The sequence below is a fragment of the Prosthecobacter sp. genome (genome assembly GCF_044232965.1).
Classification (GTDB): Bacteria; Verrucomicrobiota; Verrucomicrobiia; order Verrucomicrobiales; family Verrucomicrobiaceae; genus Prosthecobacter.
Window position 1 is genome coordinate 1 of record NZ_JBIIKX010000161.1, and the last position, 2,561, is coordinate 2,561.

Consider the following 2,561-nt stretch of genomic DNA (forward strand, 5'->3'; position numbering starts at 1 on the left):
TGGCAATGATTTTTCTGGAAGCCGACGGGCAGATCGTGGCAGGGCGCTACGACTTTGCTTACGCGGGCAAGGCTTGGTGTTTCCAGGGCGGATGGCTGCCTGAATGGGAAAAGGAACGTGCCGGAAAGATGATGCTCACGGCCATGATGCGCTGGTGCATCGAGCATGGGCTCTCCGAATATGATTTCCTCGGCGGCGAGGCCAGCTACAAGAACGAGTGGAGCAGCGACACCCGTTCGATGGCGGACATTGAGGCCTCCAGCCCCAGCTCAATGCGCGGCAGGCTGTACAAGGCTCTCAAACACCTCAAGCAGCGACGGCAGTCACAGACTGCAACACCTTCAACCAATGTCCCGACGGTAGAGGCCTAGTAGTAGGTCATCAAGGGCCTTGTTTATGTCTCCGATACGGTAGCGGAGACCTGCTGCCTTCGATGCTTCCGAAACGCTCCATGCGCCGGTCTCCCACTGTGTGAGCAGTTTCTCGATCATACAAGCTATGTCCTCAGGACTGTTTTGATCCGCGAAGGCTAGATCACATTCTTGCAGGACTTCATGCACGGTGCTGCCGGACTCGGAAAGTCCTAGCACAGGCTTTTGATGCGCGAGGTACTCTATCAATTTTGTCGGCAAAAATATACCCTCGGTCTGTGGTGCGTCGAGGACAAGCAGCAAATCACTGTCGGCTATCATTTGCTGGCACTGCTGATACGGGATACTCGGTAGCAGGTCCACCACGCCGCTAATGCCCAGGCTTCTAGCAAGTTCATGATAATGCCCGGTGTCCTCGCCCACGAAAACCGCCTTAAGGCGGCCTTCCAGGCCAATCCGGCGGTTCAGTAACGCAAGACCTTCAAACAACGCATGAGGCTCCCGATAACCCGGCAAAAATGCGCCCGCGTGAAGCATAATCATTGGGCGGGCCTCTGACCGGAACATCACGGGCGGCAAGGGCTCTACCGGCGCGTAGCCATGCGGGATGACATGCACCTTGTTCCGCGCCCAAGGATACAGTCGCAGAATGTAATCCGCCAGCTTCCGGCTCACAATCACGATGGCATCCGCATCGCGGAAGACCTGGCGCTCCAACCGCTCCGCAAACCAGCGCTGAAAACTGTTTAGGTGGGTGTACACCCATGGATCGCTGATGTGAGCCACCCAAGGCATGCCTGTGGCACGCTTGAGAAAGCCGGCAACCACATTGCTCACATGCTTCGTGGCCCTTGAGTAGAGGATCACAGGCCCGTTTGCCTTCATCCACCTCTTGCCGACCGGCAGCGCCGAGAGCAGCCAGAATAAAAAAATCTCAGGCATTAGTTGATTCCTCAAAATGATCAGAACCAGACGACTCAGACGCGGCCACTTCTTCTTAAACACCGCATCGTAACTGGGCGTACGAATGATCTCCAGCCCTTCGGGCAGCCCTTCGAGCATCCCAAAGTCCAGCCCTTGGAACATGTGCTCCGTCGTCGTGGTGAGCACGGAGACCTTCCAGCCGCGGTTGGCCAAGTCGATGGCATTAAGACGCACCAAGGCGGATTCCGGCCCGAGGGTTGGGGGGAAATTATGCGAGACGAGCAGCAGCCTGCCGCGCGAGGAAGTTGTAGGGGATTCTGCCGTGTTCTCCATGGAAGTATACTTTCAAGCCCTTTCCGTTACGCCGCCCTTGCGGCAGACATACAAGATCCATGACGAAGTTTGATCGAATTCGGCCACGGAAGTCGCCTTTCCAGCACGGTCAAAAATCGAGATCATTTCAAGACCCAACACGGCGAGTTGATCGCGTTGCGCCGCTTTGGTAATGTAGCAAATTGGCGCGGCGAAGATATTGCTGCTGTCATGACGCATCTCATGCCCCTGTCCGGCATAAGCGAGGGATTTTGTCTTCCACCTGTTTACAATGCCTTTCAGGTAGCGAAGCAGGTGTGCCAGCATGCGCAAAGGATGCTTCGAGAAGCTGAGGTTGCAGACAGCAAACGGGCCGGGGGTCTTCTGATCACGGTTGTGAGAGGAAAAGATGAACCAGCCGCCGGGCTTCAGCACACGCTGAATCTCCTTCATTGCCGCAAGACGTCCCTCATAGGAAAGGCAGTCGATCCCATTGAAAGAAAACATCACCGTATCGAACTCCCCGTCCTTGTAAGCGGATAGATCACGTGCATCCCGCACATGCAGCGTCGCCTCCGGATGGTGGCTCGCCGCTGCGGCGATCATATTCGGCGAGTAGTCGACGCCGATATAGCGAGCCGCCCGCGGCTGCAAAAAGCGCGTGGTACGCCCAGCCCCGATGCCGATATCCAGTACATTCTTGCCATCGACTGCCTCCACACCATGCAGCGCGAGAAAGGCCTGTTCCTCCGGAAAGATGAACGCTTTGGTGGCATACCAGTCAGCCACGGAGCGACTCAGGTAAAAACGCTGGTTCAGGGTGTCTAAGTCAGAAGGCATCGCGAAGTTTATATGAAGAATTCGGGCACCCTTGCAGACCGCCATTCATCCCGCAAACGCTATGTTGACGAGCCGCTGAATTAGCACAGCAGCCCTCTCAGTGTGGGATCACCC

At 56.2% G+C, this 2,561-nt stretch carries 3 protein-coding genes; 1 reads left to right on the forward strand and 2 read right to left on the reverse strand.

Annotation, left to right across the window (positions count from 1 at the left end):
* Positions 1 to 371 (forward strand): GNAT family N-acetyltransferase (locus ACILSI_RS26975; protein WP_395725030.1); only part of this gene is annotated, 371 nt, incomplete at its 5' end.
* Here the strand turns inward: ACILSI_RS26975 and ACILSI_RS26980 are convergent.
* Together ACILSI_RS26980 and ACILSI_RS26985 are read right to left on the reverse strand one after the other, a co-directional pair.
* Complete coding sequence (locus ACILSI_RS26980) at positions 342 to 1,628, reverse strand: glycosyltransferase (protein ID WP_395725031.1); 1,287 nt, start codon at positions 1,626 to 1,628, stop codon at positions 342 to 344. The genes ACILSI_RS26975 and ACILSI_RS26980 overlap by 30 nt on opposite strands.
* 12 nt (positions 1,629 to 1,640) lie before the next feature.
* Complete coding sequence (locus ACILSI_RS26985; protein ID WP_395725032.1) at positions 1,641 to 2,492, reverse strand: class I SAM-dependent methyltransferase; 852 nt, start codon at positions 2,490 to 2,492, stop codon at positions 1,641 to 1,643.
* Between the last annotated feature and the right edge of the window lie 69 nt (positions 2,493 to 2,561).